This window comes from Paractinoplanes maris (assembly GCF_023544465.1).
Lineage (GTDB): Bacteria > Actinomycetota > Actinomycetes > Mycobacteriales > Micromonosporaceae > Actinoplanes > Actinoplanes maris.
In genome coordinates, this window is record NZ_JALPVL010000010.1 from 1 (window position 1) to 16709 (window position 16709).

At 69.8% G+C, this 16709-nt stretch carries 15 protein-coding genes; 3 read left to right on the top strand and 12 right to left on the bottom strand.

Going from position 1 to position 16709, the window contains the following annotated elements; genetic code table 11:
* Positions 1–126: 126 nt before the first annotated feature.
* A complete protein-coding gene (locus NAG42_RS27465; protein ID WP_250034561.1) occupies positions 127–402 on the bottom strand; it encodes a hypothetical protein in 276 nt (91 codons plus the stop codon).
* 364 nt (positions 403–766) lie between these two features.
* Here NAG42_RS27465 and NAG42_RS27470 point away from each other — a divergent pair, with 364 nt between their 5' ends.
* Positions 767–2341: an acyltransferase family protein gene (locus NAG42_RS27470; protein WP_250034563.1), complete on the top strand. Its 1575-nt coding sequence runs from the start codon at positions 767–769 to the stop codon at positions 2339–2341.
* Positions 2342–2542: 201 nt separating this feature from the next.
* A complete protein-coding gene (locus NAG42_RS27475) occupies positions 2543–3433 on the top strand; it encodes an alpha/beta fold hydrolase (RefSeq protein WP_250034565.1) in 891 nt (296 codons plus the stop codon).
* A 57-nt stretch (positions 3434–3490) separates the two neighbouring features.
* On the opposite strand, the gene NAG42_RS27480 is transcribed toward NAG42_RS27475, so the two are convergent.
* From NAG42_RS27480 to NAG42_RS27490, 3 genes are all read right to left on the bottom strand, one after another.
* Complete coding sequence (locus tag NAG42_RS27480) at positions 3491–4972, bottom strand: lysyl oxidase family protein (protein WP_250034567.1); 1482 nt, start codon at positions 4970–4972, stop codon at positions 3491–3493.
* Between the two features lie 134 nt (positions 4973–5106).
* A complete protein-coding gene (locus NAG42_RS27485; protein ID WP_250034569.1) occupies positions 5107–6039 on the bottom strand; it encodes a DUF389 domain-containing protein in 933 nt (310 codons plus the stop codon).
* 167 nt (positions 6040–6206) lie between these two features.
* A complete protein-coding gene (locus NAG42_RS27490; protein ID WP_250034571.1) occupies positions 6207–7283 on the bottom strand; it encodes a hypothetical protein in 1077 nt (358 codons plus the stop codon).
* Between the two features lie 24 nt (positions 7284–7307).
* On the opposite strand from NAG42_RS27490, the gene NAG42_RS27495 reads away from it, so the two are divergent.
* Entirely contained in the window at positions 7308–8312 is a 1005-nt protein-coding gene (locus NAG42_RS27495) for a LacI family DNA-binding transcriptional regulator (protein ID WP_250034573.1), read from the top strand.
* Here NAG42_RS27495 and NAG42_RS27500 read toward each other — a convergent pair.
* The 8 genes from NAG42_RS27500 to NAG42_RS27535 all read right to left on the bottom strand — a co-directional run bounded on the left by NAG42_RS27500 (position 8293) and on the right by NAG42_RS27535 (position 16548).
* Complete coding sequence (locus NAG42_RS27500; protein WP_250034574.1) at positions 8293–9597, bottom strand: lactate racemase domain-containing protein; 1305 nt, start codon at positions 9595–9597, stop codon at positions 8293–8295. The genes NAG42_RS27495 and NAG42_RS27500 overlap by 20 nt on opposite strands.
* A gap of 70 nt (positions 9598–9667) precedes the next feature.
* On the bottom strand, positions 9668–10540 hold the full coding sequence (locus tag NAG42_RS27505; RefSeq protein ID WP_250034576.1) for a sugar phosphate isomerase/epimerase family protein: 873 nt from the start codon (positions 10538–10540) through the stop codon (positions 9668–9670).
* Entirely contained in the window at positions 10537–11646 is a 1110-nt protein-coding gene (locus tag NAG42_RS27510; RefSeq protein WP_250034578.1) for a Gfo/Idh/MocA family protein, read from the bottom strand. The genes NAG42_RS27505 and NAG42_RS27510 overlap by 4 nt, the downstream gene beginning before the upstream one ends.
* Positions 11643–12470 carry a sugar phosphate isomerase/epimerase family protein gene (locus NAG42_RS27515; RefSeq protein ID WP_250034580.1) on the bottom strand — a complete coding sequence of 276 codons (828 nt, stop codon included), beginning with the start codon at positions 12468–12470 and terminating at the stop codon, positions 11643–11645. Before NAG42_RS27515 ends, NAG42_RS27510 begins: the two co-directional genes overlap by 4 nt.
* 12 nt (positions 12471–12482) lie before the next feature.
* Positions 12483–13412 carry a Gfo/Idh/MocA family protein gene (locus tag NAG42_RS27520; protein WP_250034582.1) on the bottom strand — a complete coding sequence of 310 codons (930 nt, stop codon included), beginning with the start codon at positions 13410–13412 and terminating at the stop codon, positions 12483–12485.
* Complete coding sequence (locus tag NAG42_RS27525; RefSeq protein WP_250034583.1) at positions 13409–14278, bottom strand: carbohydrate ABC transporter permease; 870 nt, start codon at positions 14276–14278, stop codon at positions 13409–13411. The genes NAG42_RS27520 and NAG42_RS27525 overlap by 4 nt, the downstream gene beginning before the upstream one ends.
* Entirely contained in the window at positions 14275–15219 is a 945-nt protein-coding gene (locus NAG42_RS27530; protein ID WP_250034584.1) for a carbohydrate ABC transporter permease, read from the bottom strand. Before NAG42_RS27530 ends, NAG42_RS27525 begins: the two co-directional genes overlap by 4 nt.
* Positions 15220–16548, bottom strand: a complete 1329-nt coding sequence (locus tag NAG42_RS27535; protein ID WP_250034586.1) for an extracellular solute-binding protein — start codon at positions 16546–16548, stop codon at positions 15220–15222.
* Positions 16549–16709 lie beyond the last annotated feature (161 nt).

A 16709-nucleotide genomic window follows, 5' to 3' on the forward strand; every position in this document is an offset into this window, starting at 1 on the left:
TTCCAAGACCTCCCACTGCCCGTCGGTCAGTGAGGACTCGTACGCGGGTTTACAGACACAACGACACACACGTGATCTTCGCTGACATCGTTACCGAAGATCACACCGAGGTATCACAACACTCTCTTAGGCGACCAGGGCCCAGCGCCCGCGACGGTGGCGCGGGCGGGCGGCATACAGCTCCTCGACCAGGCGGCGCGCCCAGCGCATGCGAGGGGCGGCCAGCTCGGGATGGTCACCGTATTCACCAGCCACATCGACGGCGCAGCCGCGGACACCGTGGTGGTCACGCACGGCTATCCGGATCGCGTCGTCGACCGTGTCGAACGAGGGCCGGCTTCCGGTGGCGATCGGGCTCGTGAACAGGGCCTCAGCGCGAGCAGCGGTTAGAAAAGTCGTCATCGTCATCTCCTCCTCAACAGTAAGACCGACGGACCGTTCGTAACTCATCGTTGAAGCTAGACCGGGGGTACGACATTTTTTAGGCCGCAGCCGCGCACGAGATGAGAAATGCGCGTTGACCATGGAGGACATGACTAGCCGCCGCGTTGGTCGTCACGGAAAGTGATCGAACGGGGTGGCCGGCCGGTCGGTCCCGACGGAACGCCGAGGTGTATCGAGACTTCTGGAAACAGGCCACCGGTCGTCTACCACAAGCTGACCGGACGGGCGGCTGTCGCACGGCGTCCGGTGGTTTACGGGCAGGTCGCCGCCATGATCGTGTACGAGGGCTGTGTGATCACGACCCGTGGCGGAGGCCTCATCCATGACTGCGACAACCGCTGCGGCCGGCCCGGCGACGGCCACCGCCCCGGCGGCGGCCAAGCCGTCTCGTAACCGCTACATCGATACTCTGCGTGCACTCGCGATCGTCCGGGTCGTGGTCTACCACGCGTTCGGCTGGGCCTGGCTGACCTACGTGCTGCCCGCCATGGGTGTCATGTTCGCGATCGCCGGCTCGCTGATGGCCGCGTCACTGTCCAAGGCGGGCGCGCGCAAGGCCGTCTGGTCGCGTATCCGGCGCCTGCTGCCCGCCCTGTGGACGTTCGCCGCGGTGGCGCTGCCGCTGATGTTCTGGCACGGCTGGTCGAGCAGCGACCCCGACCACCCGCTGCACAAGCTCAACCTGATCTTCTGGCTCTTCCCGCTGGAAGACCCGCCGGGCAGCTCGTGGGGCGAGCCGTTCTGGGAGGTGCTCTGGTATCTCCGGGCGTACCTGATCTTCGTCCTGGTCTCGCCGATCCTGTACTTCGCCTACAAGAAGCTCGGCTGGGTCGTAGTGGCGCTGCCCCTCGCCGTCCTCGCGGCGCTGCACTTGACCGGTTTCCGCCTGCCCGACCCGATCGACGGCATCATGTGGGACTTCGTCACGTACGCGGCCTGCTGGATCGCCGGTTTCGCCCACCGCGACGGCCGCCTGCACCGGCTGCCGGTGGCGGCCTGGGCCGCGATGACCGCCGTGATCGGCGGCATCGGCCTGTACTGGCTGTTCACGCATCCGACGGACTGGGGCTTCGACCTCAACGAGGAGCCCATCGCCCGTACGCTGTGGTCGCTGGCCTTCGTCCTGATCGTCCTGCGTTTCCGCCCGACGATGGCGATGCTCGACCGGGCCGGCTTCAAGTGGGTCGCCGAGTCGGTCCGGGTCATCAACGCCCGCGCCATCACGATCTACCTGTGGCACTTCCCGCTGATCACGCTGGGCGCGCTCGTCCTCGAGCACTACCAGGTGCCGTGGGCGACCTTCCAGTACGTGGTCTGGATGCTGGTCCTCGAGGCGGCCCTGGTGCTGGTCGCGGTGCTGCTCTTCGGCTGGGTCGAGGACGTGTCGGCCAAGCGCAGGGCGTCGCTCTGGCCGGCGGCGACGCCCGCCCTGGCCGGGGCGGGAGCTTCGGTCGCGCTGAGCGCGCCGGTCACGGTTTCCCCGGGTACGGCGTCAGTCCCGGCCGCCGGCAGCTCGGTGAGCCCCGGCTACGGCACCAGCGTCAGCCCCGGCTACGGCACCCGCGTCAGCTCCGGCGACGGCACCAGCGTCAGCCCCGGCTATGGCACCAGCGTGAGTCCCGGCTATGGCACCAGCGTGAGTCCCGGCTATGGCACCAGCGTGAGTCCCGGCTATGGCACCAGCGTGAGTCCGGGCTACCACACCGGCCCAGCCCCCGCCTCCGGCCGCGCGCCGGGCACGAGTGGTTGGCCGCAGGCTGGCGGTGCCGCCCACCTTTCGGGATCGGCTGGCGAGGCGCCCCCGTCGGCGGGCGGCGTGGTGCCCCCGGCTCCGGGAAATGCGGCCCGAGGCGTGGCCCGCGTCCAGGGACTGACCCCCGAGAACCCGCCGAGCTAGTTCGGCAACTGGGGCGGAACGCACCCTGGGACGCCTCGGACCTCCCGCCGGGTTGGCCGAGATACTCGACGAGTGCGTTGGGCGATGCTTTCCCGTCAGGGGCATCGCCCTTCGGCGGCCGCCTGCGGGGCTGGGTGCGTCCACCGCGGCCGAGCGGGAAATGCCGTCGGCGCGTGGCGGGGGAACGCCTAAGGTCACCGCATGACCGAGACCTTCGTGACTTCCGGCCCGCTGCGCCTGTGGACCGAACGGACCGGTGACCCCGACCGCCCCGCCGTCCTGCTGATCATGGGTTCGGCGGCGCAGGGCTACACCTGCCCCGACGCATTGGTCACCCGCCTCGTCGAGCGCGGCGTCCAGGTCATCCGCTACGACCACCGCGACACCGGGCGCTCGAGCATCGTCGACTACGACCAGCATCCGTACGGCATCGCCGACCTGGCCGCCGACGTCGTGGCCGTCCTCGATGCCTACGGTCTGCCGTCGGCGCACGTCGTCGGGGGGTCGATGGGCGGCGTGATCGCCCAGTGGCTGGCCGTCCACGAGCCTTCCCGCGTGCGCTCGCTGACTTTGCTCTCCAGCACGCCGATGGGCTACGACCCGGTCCCGGTCTGGCAGCGGGCTCAGGCCGGTGAGCCGGCCGATCCGGGCGAGCTGCCGCCACCCGCCCCACAGTTCCTGCGGCACCTGAGCGACACGGCCGGCAGTTCACCCGGCGTGGAGTCCGACGTGGCCCTGTTCCGGGTCATGAACGGCGACGTCCGCCCCTTCGACGAGCCGGCCGCCAGAGCGATGCTCCAGCGGTGCTGGGCCCGGGCCACCGACCCGTCCGCCGCCGCCCACCACGACCGCGCCGTCGGCCGGATGAGCCCGGACCGGCTCGCCCCGCTCTCCGCGATCACCGCCCCCACCGTGATCGTCCACGGCGACGAGGATCCGATCTACGCCCTGGCCCACGCCGAGGCGCTGGCCGCGGCCATCCCGCACGCGCGCCTGCACGTGGTGGACGGCATGGGCCACGTCTATTTCTCGCCCGGTCTTCCCGAAGATCTCGCCGACCTGATCCCGGTCGACGCGCCGGCGGCTCCCTGAGCCACCGGCTGAGCGGCTGCCACCCGCGGGATGCGGGCGGCAGCCGCCGTGAGGGGGTCAGCCCTTGATGCCGTTGACCGCCGGGACCTTGAGGGTCCGCTTCTTGGCGGTTCCGCCGAGGACGATCTTGCGCACGGCCGTGTTGTTGGTGGTGCTCAGCTCGCTCAGTTTGCCGGCCGGGTTGGCCTTCACCTGGATGTAGTAGGTGCCGTTGGGCAGGCTGGTGACGTCGAACGACTGGCCCGGGCGGTCCTGGGTGTAGGTGTCGCCGTTGCCGATGTCCAGGACTTCCCGCACGCCGACCGACGACTGGGTGCCGCACGACGTCTCGAGGTCGGTGTTCTCCGGCCGCCACTTGGCCAGCGGGATCGTGTAGTCGACCTGATCGGTGTTGGCGAGGCAGAACGCCTCCTTGCCGCTGCGCACGGCGAGCTTCTTGTCCGAGCGGAGCAGGTTGTACTGGGCGAAGTCGGTGAAGTGCCAGTGGAAGTGACCGGCCCGCGCGTCCCACTCCATGGTGCCGGCCGGCACCGCGCCGACCTGGTTGCCCTGGGCGTCGAAGAAGTACTGGTACGCGTCCATCAGGCCCTTCCCGCTGCGCCGGAACCCGTCGACCAGCAGCGGCGAGGTGCCCGAGTTCCAGACCGTCGCCCCGAAGTCGACGTAGGCCCGCTTGCCCTCCTGGTGCATCGAGATGCCCCAGGCCGGCAGCGAGCGCAGGTCGGGCTTCGGCCCGGTGGCCGGGATCTTGCCGGCGGCCGGCCGGGTCGCCGCGACCCGGTACTCCGGCCGGTAGTCCGAGACCTGCCGGCCGTGGTCATGCTTGGTGTCGAGCGAACGCGCGTCGTCCGTCGCCTTGACGACGTTCATGGTGAGCGCGACGGTGGCGTCCTTGGTGGGCATCGCGAACAGCGTCCGGTAGGCCTGGTTGACCATGACGGTGACGCTGTACTTGCCGACCGGCAGGTCGAACCGCTTGTCGCCGGCGGGCATGTCGCTGGTCGTGGCCGACCAGCCGGCCTGGATGCCCCACACCGACCCGAGCGTGAACGGGTTCTCCTCGTTGCAGCCCATGGGGTACGGCGTCTGGGCCGGCGCGTCCGGCCGGGTGCGCACCGAGTCGTACGTGTTGGGGCAGAAGTCGGTGGTGTAGAGCTTGACCACCTTGCCCTTGGAGTTCTTGATCGTGATGGTCAGGAAGCGCTTGAGCCCCGACATGTCGGTGACCGTGCCGGCCGGCAACCGCTTCTTGCCCTGCGGACCGACCAGGTCGGCGACGATCGGGTCGGCGTAGGACTTGCGCTTCGCCCGGATCTCCAGTGCCTCGGGCCCGGCGACGACGTTGAGGCCGAGATCGAAGTAGACGTTGCCGCCCTCCTCGCTGACATACCGCTCGACCTTCACAGTCTTCCCGGTGGCGGCGAGTCGCACCCCGTCCGGCGTCGCGGCCGCGTCGGCCACCTGGATCCCCACGATCGCCAGCGTTGCCGGCATCACTCCGGCCAGCGCGGCCAGGCCCCACCTTCGAGTACGACTCACAACCAGATCCCCCCACGAGCACAGCGAAACGATGTGCGCCCATCGAAGCGGTTTCTCTGTGAGATCGCTGTGAGCCGGCGGCCATCTCGGATCGCCTGTCGTGGATCCGACGGCCGGTGCGCCGGGGGACAGGTCTAGCGGCGGGTCGCCCGTGCCCACTTCCACACCGCTCGCTGCACCAGCAGGGTGAGCAGACCGCCGAGCACGATCGAGGCGAGGTTGATCAGGAGCTGCACGGCCGAGCCGGCCGCCTCGTTGCGGACACCGTAGGCGAGGGCGACCGCCGCGTTGGCCGCCGCCGGCACCGTGGTCACCGAGATCAGCACCCCGACCAGCGTGCCCGCCTTGGCCGAGGTCAGCGACAGGATGCCGGCCACCCCGCCCAGGAAGCCGATGATCCACGAGAGGGCGTCGGGCCGCCAGATGAACTCGGTCAGCGGCCGGTCTTCGAGCAGCATCGACTTGCTGACCAGGTCGATGGAGGTCAGATACCAGACCACGCCGACCGTGACGATCATGCCGACCGGGAAACCCACGCCCAGCGCCAGCAGCGAGCGCCGGACCAGCCGCAGCTTGCCCTGCGCGAGGCCGACGCAGAGGGCGGCCAGCGGCCCGAACTCCGGCCCGACCACCATCGACCCGACGATCAGGATCGGCTGGTCCAGCAGCACGCCGATCGCCGCGATGATCGTCGCGACGATCATGAAGGCCAGGAACGACGCCGACAGGGCGGTCTCCTCGCCGGTCTGCTGCTCGATCTCGTGCCACACCACCGCGTCCACGCCCAGGCCGGGCACCCGCCGCTCAGCACGCCGGGCGGCGGCCGACATGGACGCGTCGACCCGCTCGACGATGATCGCCCCGTCGTTGTCGAGTCCGAGGTGCCGGAGCCGGTCGAGGACGGGGTCCGCGCCCTCCCGGACGACGTCGAACTCGATGACGTCGCCCTTCGGCTCGCGCGCCGCCCCGGGCAGGACCACGACATGGGTGATGGCCTCGTCGCCGGCGAGCGTGTCCAGCGCCCGCTCGGTGACCCCGTCCGGCGCGATGACCCGTACGTGCAGCATGCGTGCCCCTCAAGATCGCGCGTGACCGGATTCTAGACCGGGCCGCAGTCGCTCCAGGATCACCCCGGCGCCGTGTACCGGCATGAACCTAGCCTCCTAGGATGCTTTACGGCGTGTGAGCAGGTCCTGGTCATCGGGGCCGAGAGCGCTTCATCGGACGGTGTGGACTATGGCCTACTGCGACGGACCACAAGAAGCGCGGCCAGGACGACTGCGGCCACGGCGACAGCGCCCGCGACCACGGCGATGTAGTTGAATCCCGGCGACTCCGCCTGGAGTTCCGCGGCTGCCGGTGACGAAGCCGGCGCCGCCAAAGGAGCGGCGGACGTGGGAGCAGCCGATGGGGGTGCGGCCGACGTGGGCGCCGCGGCCGGTCGGTCGGGCAGGGGATAGCGGAGGATCACCGGCCGGGCGCCCGCCGAATCGCCGGAGGTCTCCGAGACGGTGAGGAGTGAGCGCCCGTCGGCGCTGTAGGTCACCGACTCGCCCTGCGGCTCGTCCGGCAGGGCGACCGCCCGGGGCTGCCCGGAGGTGAGTGCCCCGACGACGTCGCCGTCGGTTACGTCGTACTCGAAAGCGTCCGCGTAGGTGCGGAGCACGACGTGCCGTCCGTCGGGTGAGGTGGCTCCGCCGGTGACGACCGCCCGTCCCAGGAACGAGAACGGATTGCTGGTGCCGGTCAACGGCACGGTGACGTCACCGGCCTTGCGCAGCGTGGTCGTGGAGCCGCGCCGGAGTGCCCCCGCCGCAACGTAGATCCCCGCTGTGCCACCGCTTTTGGTGACGATGATCGGGTTGCCGTCGGCCGGAACCAGCACGGCTTCCGCGTCGTGCGCACCGTCGGGATAGGTCAGGCGGTGGAGGATCGGGGTCTTGGCGCCCGGCGCCAGCTTCCACAGGGCGACCGTCGTCCGGCTGCCGCCGTTGTCGCCGATGTCGGCCACCCAGAGTGTCCCGTCGGCCGCCCGGCCCAGGTCCTCGGTGTCGCGCGGCCTCGACGGGTACCGCACGGTCCGGGTGACCTTGCAGCTACCGTCCAGGAAGAAGATCCGCCGCCGGTCGGCGAAGTCCGACCCGTCGTTCACGACGACGTAGCCGGCGCCGGCGGCCACCAGGCCGGAGAGCTCGTCGAGCCGCTCGTCGCGGATCGTGCACACCCGGGCCGGGGCGGCCGCGGAGGCGACGGCGGGCGGAGCGAGGACCAGCGCGATCACCGCCAGGAGAACCAGGGCTGTTGTGCGCACGATGACCGATTTAACATCCTCGTCATGAGCCGCCCGACGATTTACGACGTGGCGCGTGAGGCCGGGGTCGCCGCCTCGACCGTGTCGCGGGCCTATGCGCGTCCGGGGCGGGTCAACGCGGACACCGCGAAGCGCATCTTCGAGGCGGCGGAGAAGATCGGATACCGTACGGCGACCGCGCTCCAGCCCCGGGCCGGCGCCGTGCAGCACGCGATCGCGCTGGTCGTCGCCGATGTCACGAACCCGTTCTACGGCGACATCATCAAGGGCGCCTACGAGGCCGCGCGGGAAGCGGGATACCAGCTGATCTTGTCGCACACCAACGAGTCTCCCAAGGTCGAGCGACAGACGATCGAGCAGGAACTGGCTCAGGTCGACGGGGTGGTGATCGCCAGCTCGCGGATGACCGACTCGGCGCTGCGCATGGTGGCCAAGCAGAAACCGGTCGTCCTGCTCAACCGGATCATCCCCGAGGCGAGCTGCGTGCTCAACGACGCCGAGCGCGGCATCCGGCGGGCGGCCGAGCACCTGGCCTCGCTCGGGCACGACCGGATCACGTACGTGGCCGGTCCCGAGACGAGCTGGTCGGACGGCACCCGGTGGCGGGCTCTGCGGCACGCCGGGGCGGAGCTCGGCCTCGAGGTGCGCCGGCTGGGACCGTACGAGCCGACCGTGCTCGCCGGGATCAGCGCCGCGCTCCGGGTGGTCGAGACCGAGTCGACGGCCGTGCAGGCTTACAACGACCAGCTCGCGATCGGCATCGTCAAGGGGTTGAGCCGTCTCGGCATGGCCGTCCCCGAGCAGGTCAGCGTCATCGGCTTCGACAACATCATCTTCGACGAGCTGGTCGAGCCGCAGCTCACGACCATCGCGTCCCCGCTCTACCGGATGGGTTTCACCGGCGTCCAGAATTGCATCGCCGTCGCCCAGGGCGCCCGGCCCACCGGACGGCCCCTCGTCCTTCCCGTACGCCTCGTCGTGCGCGGCTCGACCGCCCAGGTCCGCCGGGTCAGCGCCCGCCCTCGCTGAGCCGGAACAACACCTCGCCGGCGCGCGGGACCACCATGGTGGCGGGGTCGGCCGTGAACGCGGCGATGTCGATGGTGGCCGGGTCGCGATAGCCGAGGTTCACCGCGCGGCACACCTCCTCGGGGATGCCGGTGGCCAGCGTGACCTGCACCCGCAGCTTCTCGACACCGGTGTCCGCGTCGTACGTGCCGGCGCCGCGCAGGTGGGTGGAGTGGGCCAGCACGCCCCAGTGGATGTGCTTGAAGCGGTCCCACTGCTTCACGAAGTAGTCACGGCAGTGGTAGCCGATCTCGTGGATCTGCGGGTGGCTGGTCGCGATCTCGGTGATGTGCGGGGCGTACAGGATGACCTCGCCGCCGTCGGCCACCACCGGCTCGACCTTGTAGAAGCCTTTCGCCCCGGTCCAGATCTCGTCGTACATCTGCGGGATGAGCGACAGCACCCGCTTGACGGGGTTCTCGAGGTACGTCACGTGGGTCGCCGCGCTGATCTCGGCGGCGCTCGACCACGACGCGACGCAGTCGCCGAACGAGATCGAGTGCAGCGCGCTGCTGCGGTCGCCCTCGGCCAGTCCCGGCACGTCCGGGTCCTCCGGCGTCTCGGCGGTGACCACACAGAACGCGTACGTCTCGGCCGGGATCAGGGCCGCGCCGTCGTTGATCAGGGCGCGCACCGGGGTGAGCTCGGTCGTCCCGATGATCTCGGCCGAGGTGATCAGCGCGCCCAGCCAGTGCGACACGTCGATGATCTGCTGGCCGGCGACCCCCGGGAAGAAGTATTTGTTGCCGCCCGACATGCCGACCACCTCGTGCGGGAGCACCGGCCCGACCACGATCGCCACGTCGTGGTCGACGACCGCCCGGTTGAGCAGCACCGGCACGTCGCCGCTCATCCGCCCGCTCGACAGCTCCTCGATCCGCGAGCTGGGAATCGTGCCCAGGTCGGCGAACGTCGACGGCTCCCACCACTCATGGTTGATCACCTCGGTGTCCGGGAAGACGCCGACGTGCGCGGCCAGAGCCTCAGCCGTCATCGCGCCGTGCGTGCCCAGCGCGATGAGCACGGTCAACCGCGAGACCCGTCCGTGCAGAGCCTCGTGCACCGCCCCCACCAGCAGCGGCAACGGACAGGTCCGCGTCGCGTCCGGCACGAGCACACAGACGCTGCGCCCGTCCACCTCGAGCCCGGCCAGCTGCGCGCCGACGAACTCCCGCACCTCGGACTCGCCGAGGACCCGGTCGGCGCCACCCACCCGAGCCGCCCGCCCGATCACAGCCGAAGTCATGCCCTGATCCTTCCCGTCGATCCTGCGGTAGAGCCTTCCCTACGGCCGGCGCCGTCGTGCGCCGACACCCCTATTCCGTCACCCGCCCGGCCAGCACCTTGTGCGCCCACTCGAACGACATCCGGTGCGACTCGAGCTTCGACTCCACCGACGGCTCGTCGACCTCGATCATGAAGTCGCCGTCGTAGGAAGCCGGGATGGCGTCGAGCACCGCACCGAAGTCGACCACCCCGAGCCCGGGCTCGGCCCAGAGCCGCTTCGACGCGGTCTTCTCCCGGTACGAGCGCGCGTCTCCGTCCGCATCGCTCAGGTGGTCGGGGAACACATCCTTGATGTGGATGCCGCCGAGGCGGTCGGCGTAGCGCCGGATGAACGCCGCCGGGTCGATGCCGGCCCAGCGCAGATGACCGGTGTCCGGCCCGAACCCGATCACGTCGGCCCCGAGGTCGTCGAGCAGGCGGCTGATCTCGTACTCGGTCTCGAAGACCCCGCCGATGTGCGAGTGGTGCAGCGGCCGCAGCCCCTCGGCGGCCAGCGCCCGGCACACCGCCCCGCACATCTCGATCGCCCGCGCCAGGCGCCCCTCGTCGAAGTCCGCCCCGACGGCCGGTTGCTCCAGCCGCGCGGGTACCGCCATCGACGACACCATTGTGCGGTCCAGGCCCAGCTCGACCTGCGCGGCCGCGAAGCGTTTGGCCTTCTCGACCTCCCCGGCCGCGGTGACGGTGTCGTCGAACGGCGAGTTGAACAGGCTCAGCGACGGCGCCAGCCCGTACCGGCCGATCCACACCCGGTAGTCGGCGGCGGTCATGTCGTCGGGCACGTCCGCCTTGACCGCCGTGAAGCCGATCGCGTGGAAGTCGGCGAACGCCTCGTCGAACACCTCCCGCGTCTTGCCGGCCGAGGCCCAGTACGGGATGGGGTTGGCGGCGATCCGGCTCATCGGAGCCTCACCGGCTTCCCGGTCCGCGCCGACTCGTACGCCCCGGTGATGACCGCGATCGACTGCCGGTTGGTCTCCAGGTCGACCCGCAGCCGCGCGTTGCCGGCCAAGGCGTCCAGGAAGTTCAGGTACTGCATCCGGTGCGCGTCGGACAGCTGGCCCGGGTTGCTGCTCGCGGTGTCGTCACCGCCGCCCGAGGTCACCTGGGTCGTGCCCATCAGCCGCTCCTCGATGTCCTGGCCGACCGGCGTCGCGTGGAAGAACGCGAGCTGGTCGTTGTCGATGACCGCCGACCCGCGGTCGCCGTGCACCTGCAGGCGGGCGCTCAGGCCCGGGTACGCCGAGGTGGTCGCGTGCAGAACACCCAGGGCGCCCGACTCGAACCGTACGACGCCGGTGGCCACATCCTCCACCTCGATGCGCTCGTGAGCGAGTGTGCCCGTGTAGGCGAACACCTCCACCGGCCGCCCGAGCGCCGCCACGAGCAGGTCGACGGTGTGCACGCCCTGGTTCATGAGGGCACCGCCGCCGTCGAGCTCCCAGGTGCCGCGCCAGTCCCCGGAGTCGTAGTAGCTCTGCCCGCGCCACCAGTCGATGGCGGCGATGCCCGAGCTGACCCGCCCGAACTCGCCGGCCCGGATGGCCGCGAGGGTCTTCTCGGTGGACGGGTCGAAGCGGTGCTGCGAGATGACCGTGACGAGGGTGCCCGCCTTGTCCCGGGCGCGGATGATCTCGTCGGTCTTGGCCACCGTGACCTCGGCCGGCTTCTCGATGATCACGTGTTTGCCGGCTTCGAGCGCCTCGATCGCGACCGTGCCGTGCAGCCCGGTCGGCGTGCACACGACGACGACGTCGATGTCCTCGGCGGCCAGGGCGCCGGTCAGGGACGGGTACGGGCGGCCGCCGCGGGCCGCTGTGAGCTCGGCCGCCCGCTCGGGGACGACGTCGGCCACCGCGACCAGCTCCAGCCGGTCGGTGAGCTGGCTGGTCACCAGCCCGTGCTGGCGCCCGATCACCCCGGCGCCGACGATGGCGAATCTCGGCCGGCTGCTGCTGGGCGAAGCCTGCGCGGCTTCGCTCGACTGTTGTTCGTTGGGCTGGCTCACGCGTACTCGATCTCCTCGGTCTTGAGCAGGCCGGTGAAGGCGCTGTGGGCGGTGCGGAACAGCTCGGGCCCGGAGAAGCCGCCGGTGGCGTGCCCGCCGGCCAGGTGCGGCTCCAGCGAGAAGAACCCGTCGAAGCCGTCGTGCCGCAGCGCCCGGATCGTCTCGGCCACCTCGCCGTCACCCTGGCCGGCCGGGACGACACTGCCGTCGGCCAGCCGGGCGTCCTTGATCTGCATGTATTCGACATGGGGGCGCAGCTGCGCGTACCCGTCGGTGTACGGGCGCACGCCGACCTGCACGAAGTTGGCCGGATCCCAGGCCAGCCGCAGATAGGGCGAGCCCACCGAGCGGATCAGGTCGAGGCACCGGCTCGGCACGTCGCCGTAGATCTCCTTCTCGTTCTCGTGCAGCAGGATCAGGTCGGCTTCCTCGGCGACCCGGGTGAGGGCGCGCATCCGCTCGATGACCTCGGCCCGGTGGGCGGCCGGGTCGTCACCGGCCGGGATGAAGAACGAGAAGATCCTGATGTACGGGGCGTCGAGCAGGCGCGCGACCTCGGCGGCGTGTTTCATGCGGTCCAGGTGCGGGGCGAAGTCGTCGGTGACGGCTATCTTCCCGATCGGCGACCCGATCGAGGACACCTTCAACCCGTACGCGGTCAGGGTCTTCTTGACCGTGCCGAGCTGGTCGGGGGACAGGTCGAGGATGTTGACGTCCCAGGCGCTGCGCACCTCCACGTGCGTCATGCCCAGGCCGGTGACGACTTCGCACTGCTCGGTGAAGTCGGGGGAGATCTCGTCGGAGAAACCGGAGAGAGTCCACATCGGCGGTGCCCTTCAGCTGGTGGTTCGATAGATCTCGTCGATCAGGCGTTGCGCTCCGAGCGCTTCCCGGGGCCCGATCCAGAACGGTTCGGGATCGGGCAGCGAGCGGTAGAAGTCGGCGATCAGCAGTTCGTGCGACGCGCCCCAGTAGGAGCGCCCACCGCCGTCCGGGGCGAGCTCGGCGATCGTCTCGACCCGCCCGTCGGCGTACGCGACGCTCAGGTCGCCGCGGATGAGCAGGCTGCCCCGCTCGGCGACGATCTCGATGGTCACCGGCGCGTCGGTGGCGTTGGTGACCGTGGCGAAGAAGACGCTGCGGGCGCCGCCCGCGTGGTCGAGCACCAGGTGCGCGGTGTCCTCGACGTCGCCGGGCAGCCCGCCGTACCGGCCTGCGTGCCCGCTCATGCTCGTGACCTCGCCGGCCAGCCACTGCAGCAGGTCGAGCGTGTGGATGGCCTGGTTGATGAGGACGCCACCGCCGGCGCGTTCGCGCACCGACCGCCACGGCCGCGCCTTGTAGTAGCCGGCGTCGCGATGCCACAGGACGGTCGCCGACCCACCGATCACCCGCCCCAGCTCACCGCTCGCGAGCAGATCGCGGGCGGCCCGCGTGGTCAGGTTGTACCGGTTCTGCAGGCAGACGCCGATCTTGACCTGCGGGTGGTCCTCGGCCGCGGCCACGAGAAGCTCGGCCTGCTCGATCGTGTGGGCCACCGGCTTCTCGAGCAGCACGTGCACGCCTCGCTCGAGCGCGTCGGTCGCTATCCGCACGTGCCGGTCGTGCGGGGTGCACACGTGGACAACGTCCGGCCGGACCTCGTCCAGGAACGCGCGGTGGTCCCGCGACGAGTCGCACACGCCGACCAGATCGGCCCCGAGCTTCTCGATCGCCGCGAGGTGCACGACCGAGACGGTGCCGGGGCCGATCAGCGCGACTCTCACTTGACGCCGCCCGCGGTCAGCCCGCCGACCAGGTAGCGCTGGAAAGCCAGATACAGCAGCACGACCGGGGCCGCGCAGATCAGGGCGGCCGCCATCATCTGCGAGTAGACCGGCAGCGCGCCGCCCTCCTGCTGCGAACCGAAGATCTGCAGGGCCACGGCCGCGGTGTGCGTTTCCGGCCGGGTGAGCACCGACGCGAACAACACGTCGTTCCAGCCGAGCAGGAACGCGAAGATGCCGGAGACGACGATCGCGGGCAGGCTCAGCGGGAAAATGATCTTCCACAGGATGATGACGGTGTTCGCGCCCTCGGTCCGGGCCGCCTCCTCGAGTTCGCGGGGCAACCCGCGCAGGTAGGTGACCATCACCCAGGTCGAGAAGGGCAGGGCGAACGTCAGGTACGCCACGAACAGCCCCCACCGGGTGCCGATCACCGTCAGCCCGAGGTAGTTGCCGGCCGACGAGAACAGCACGAACACCGGCAGCAGCATCAGCGTGCCCGGGATGCTCTGCAACCCGACCAGGCCGCGCAGGATCGTCAACCGCCCGAGGAACGAGTACCGCACCAGCACGTACGCCGTGGTCGTGCCCAGCAGCGCGGACGCCACCGCCGTGAACGCGCAGACGATCAGGCTGTTGACGATGCCGGTGGACAGATCCGCCGTGGTCCAGATCCGGGTGTAGCTGTCCAGGCTGAACGAGCTCGGCCAGTACTCGCCCGACGCCACGCCGACATCGCTGTTGAGCGACGCCAGCACGATGTACAGCACCGGGATGAGCACCATCACGACCAGCACCGTGGTCACGGTGACCAGCAGCCAGCGGGGCAGCAGCCGGGTCGCCTCGGCGGATGCGGGAGCGCTCATCGCCGGCCTCCTTCGTCGTGGACGTCCAGGCGTACGGCCCGCAGATAGACGAACAACGGGATCGCGATCAGGACCAGGGACAGCACGGCCATCGCCGCGCTCAGGCCGAAGCGCAGGCTCTGGAAGCTGGTGACGTAGACCAGCATCGGCATCACGTTCACGTCCTCGGGGGCGGGCGCCCCGAACAGCACGAACGGCAGCGTGAAGTTGTTGATGTGGTTCAGCGTGGCCAGCAGGCAGGCCAGCAGCACCGGCCCGCGCAGATAGGGCAGGATCACCCGGCGCAGCTTGGGCCACCACGGAGCCCCGTCGACGGCCGACGCCTCGTGCACCTCGTTGTCCACCGACTGCAGCGCCGCGAGCGCCATCAGATAGATGAACGGCCACGCCGCCCAGATCTCGACCAGGATCAGCGCCCAGTACGAGCGGGGCCCGGTCAGCCACAGCCCGCCCTCGATGCCCACCTTGGACAGCCACGCGTTGACGACCCCGTCCGGCTGCAGCATCGTGCGCCACACCGTGGCCACCACGAACGACGGCAACACGTACGGGATGAGGAACACCGCCCGGACCAGCGCGCGGCCCTTGTACTTGTTCTGGGTGACCAGCGCGGCCGCGATCCCGATGGGGATGGTCGCGATCGTCGACAGCACGGCGAACGACACGCTGATCCAGATCGAGTTCAACAGGCCCGAGCTGAACGACTCGACGAAGTTGTCGAGCCCGATGAACGGCGCCTCGACCCACCGGCGCAGCGAGTACTGGTCCAGGTCGATCAGCGAGATCCACAGCGCGACCGCGAGCGGGATCAGGACGACCAGGATCATCAGCACCCCGCCCGGGGTGAGCAGCCACAGCGGGCGCTGTCGCTCGGTCACACCCCGGCGGCGCTGTTCCTTCTTGCTGGCCGCCTTCTCCGGCGGCCGGACGAGGGTCGTCATCTACTTGGCCCGATCCAGCGCGGTCTGGGCGGACTTCTGCGCGTCGGCGATCCGGGAGTCGATCTGCTGCGTGCTGATCGAGCCCTTGCCCAGGTCGGGCAACGACTGCACGGCCACATTGGTCAGCGCGAGCTGGATGTCACCCCAGGCGCCGGTGAACGGTGTCGCCACCGACTTCTTGGCGGCCTCGGTCACCGGGGCCAGCTGCTCGTCCGACGCCAGGGTCTGCAGCGCCGCCGCGTTGGCCGGCAGGTTGCCGAACTTCTTGTAGTAGTCGAGCTGCGTCTCCTGGTCGGTGACCAGCTTGACGTACTCGAAAGCCAGGTCCTTGTTCTTGGAGTAGTCGGCGACCAGCAGGTTGTCGCCGGAGAGGATGCTCGCGGCCTCGACGCCGTTCGCCGGGCGGCTGGTGGCGCCGGGCGGCACGGTCGGCAGCAGCGCGAACTTCCACTTGCCCTTGACCGCGCCCTGCTCCAGCGAGTTGATCGCGGTCGGCGTGGTCAGCATGAAGTAGCCGGTCTTGCCCTTGGCGAACGCGGCCACCGCCTGCGGGTTGGTCCAGCCGACGGCGGCCGGGTCGACCACCTTGTCCCGGGTCAGCCAGCCGAAGTACGTGTCGTACGCCTTCTGCACCGTGGGGTCCTGCAGCTTGGCCGTCTTGCCGTCGACCAGCGGGTTGCCGGCCTGCACGGACATGCCCCAGACGAACTTCCACGGGTCGAAGTTGTCCTTGTAGGCGATCGCCAGCCCGTACTCGTCGCCCTTGGTCATCTGCTTGGCCTGCTGACCCAGCTCGTCCCAGGTGGTCGCCGGCTTGTCGATGCCGGCCGCCTTGAGCATGTCGGTGTTGTAGGCCATGACGAACGGCCGGCTGACCCACGGGATGCCGACCTGGTTCTGCTCGTCCGGGCCGGAAATGCCCAGTGTGGCCGGGTTGAACTTGTCCTTGCCGCCGATCTTGTTCCATTCCGCGTCGCCCAGCTTGACGAAGGCGCCGGTGGAGTAGGCCGTCGGGGTGAACGTGGTGCCGACCGCGTAGACGTCCGGGCCGGAGCCTGACACCACCGAGGTCTGGATTTTGGTGAGCTCGTCGTTGGCGCTGGCGAAGGTCTCGAACTTCACCTCGGCGCCGGTCGCCGTCCTGAACTTGGTGCTGATGTCCTTCTGCCAGGCCGCGAACTCGTCGGGGTACTGCGTATTGGCCGCGATCAGGACGTTGAGCGTCTTGCCGTCGCCGCCTTCGCCACCCTCGTCGCCGCCGCCACACGCGGCCGCGGCCAGCGCCAATGCCGTCACACCGGCCAGCGCCGTAAGCTTTCGTGAATTCATCGGGAGATCTCCTCTGAGCTGCTAGCCGGAGGGAGTGATGGGGGTCACTGTGAGACGCGAGTTAACCTCCGCGCAATGAGTTGCCAGTTGTTGCCCGGTCACTGAGGCAACATGTGGCAACCGATTGCGATCACCTGGCTTCGCCGATGAGGCTCGGGCGC

What these genes read in the sequence shown, in the direction of transcription:
- NAG42_RS27465 (WP_250034561.1), bottom strand. Translation starts at nt 402, where the DNA reads ATGACGACTTTTCTAACCGCTGCTCGCGCTGAGGCCCTGTTCACGAGC.
- NAG42_RS27470 (WP_250034563.1), top strand. Translation starts at nt 767, where the DNA reads ATGACTGCGACAACCGCTGCGGCCGGCCCGGCGACGGCCACCGCCCCG.
- NAG42_RS27475 (WP_250034565.1), top strand. Translation starts at nt 2,543, where the DNA reads ATGACCGAGACCTTCGTGACTTCCGGCCCGCTGCGCCTGTGGACCGAA.
- NAG42_RS27485 (WP_250034569.1), bottom strand. Translation starts at nt 6,039, where the DNA reads ATGCTGCACGTACGGGTCATCGCGCCGGACGGGGTCACCGAGCGGGCG.
- NAG42_RS27495 (WP_250034573.1), top strand. Translation starts at nt 7,308, where the DNA reads ATGAGCCGCCCGACGATTTACGACGTGGCGCGTGAGGCCGGGGTCGCC.
- NAG42_RS27500 (WP_250034574.1), bottom strand. Translation starts at nt 9,597, where the DNA reads ATGACTTCGGCTGTGATCGGGCGGGCGGCTCGGGTGGGTGGCGCCGAC.
- NAG42_RS27505 (WP_250034576.1), bottom strand. Translation starts at nt 10,540, where the DNA reads ATGAGCCGGATCGCCGCCAACCCCATCCCGTACTGGGCCTCGGCCGGC.
- NAG42_RS27515 (WP_250034580.1), bottom strand. Translation starts at nt 12,470, where the DNA reads ATGTGGACTCTCTCCGGTTTCTCCGACGAGATCTCCCCCGACTTCACC.
- NAG42_RS27525 (WP_250034583.1), bottom strand. Translation starts at nt 14,278, where the DNA reads ATGAGCGCTCCCGCATCCGCCGAGGCGACCCGGCTGCTGCCCCGCTGG.
- NAG42_RS27530 (WP_250034584.1), bottom strand. Translation starts at nt 15,219, where the DNA reads ATGACGACCCTCGTCCGGCCGCCGGAGAAGGCGGCCAGCAAGAAGGAA.
- NAG42_RS27535 (WP_250034586.1), bottom strand. Translation starts at nt 16,548, where the DNA reads ATGAATTCACGAAAGCTTACGGCGCTGGCCGGTGTGACGGCATTGGCG.